Origin of the sequence: Mycolicibacterium austroafricanum (genome assembly GCF_902705885.1) — a bacterium.
GTDB lineage: Bacteria > Actinomycetota > Actinomycetes > Mycobacteriales > Mycobacteriaceae > Mycobacterium > Mycobacterium vanbaalenii_A.
On sequence record NZ_CACSIP010000074.1, the window covers coordinates 1 to 1,027 of the forward strand.

Consider the following 1,027-nt stretch of genomic DNA (forward strand, 5'->3'; position numbering starts at 1 on the left):
GCCGCCATATCCACATACACCTGCAACCCCGAGGACATACCCCCAAGTATCAGACCCACCCCCACAAAACTCACCAACGCGGAAAATTGACCCCGTTCGAGTGAGCGAACCTCGCGATACGGTAGCTGCATGACCAACCCCGACGAGCCGATCGGAGAGCAGTCGATGCACCGTTGGCAGGATTTGTTCGAGGAATGCCTCGGCGATGTTCTGTACCTGTACGGCGATACCAGCGCTACTGACGGGCTGGGCCGCTAGTGCCACCGGTACCGGCAGCCCCTGACGGCTGGACCGCGGTGAGGGTGGGCGATGAGGTGTTCTTTTGGCCTTCGTCGCAACCGATCCCGACTTCGTTGGACGGCTCGCACGGATTCTCGGGTATGCCGAACTTTCGTATCCCTACTGGTTGGGACAAGCAGCCGCCCGCGGAGTGGCGCGACCTCTACGGTGCGGCCAACCGGGGCAAGGGTGTCGACCCGTTTGAGGTGCTGGCGACCGCACCTCCGCCGGTTGCTGCCCCGGCCGCACCAGCCGCGCCGGCAACCCCGGGCCCTGCTCCACAAGCTCCGCCGTTCGTTAGGACTGGCGCGCAGGAATCGGGTGATGTCGCCAAGGCGATCAAGGAAGTCAACGAAAAGGCGGACAAGGCGCAGACGCAATTGGCCAGCGCTGACGCAGCGTTGATGAAGGCGATCCTGGGTGCGCATACCCGCACCGAGGAGGGACGTGCGGAGCTGTCGAAGATTCAGAAGGAATGGATGGCTCTGTCCTCGAAGGTGGATCTGAACTCACCTGCCGGGTCCAAGCAAATGTTCTACATGATGGACAACCGGATGGCCGATATCAACCGCATCCTGAACTCGAACGTACTGGATAACGCGTCCAGCGCAGGGATCATCGCGGCCAAGAAGGCGCTGTACGAGAAGATCGAGGCGGATGGGACGGCCGGCGCCGATCAGACCAACCCGCAGGGCGGTGACCAGAACACTGGGGGCGTAGCCGGAGGTGGTGTTGCCGGGGGCGGTGG

Annotated in this window: 2 protein-coding genes; both read left to right on the forward strand. The window is 62.9% G+C overall.

All coding sequences use genetic code 11. The features are described from left to right. Positions 1 to 129: 129 nt before the first annotated feature. Entirely contained in the window at positions 130 to 258 is a 129-nt protein-coding gene (locus BEMPMBAN_RS33005; protein WP_272875863.1) for a hypothetical protein, read from the forward strand. A 44-nt stretch (positions 259 to 302) separates the two neighbouring features. After that, on the forward strand, positions 303 to 1,027 hold a 725-nt coding region (locus BEMPMBAN_RS30915; RefSeq protein WP_200846180.1), incomplete at its 3' end, for a DUF4226 domain-containing protein.

What these genes read in the sequence shown, in the direction of transcription:
- BEMPMBAN_RS33005 (WP_272875863.1), top strand. Translation starts at nt 130, where the DNA reads ATGACCAACCCCGACGAGCCGATCGGAGAGCAGTCGATGCACCGTTGG.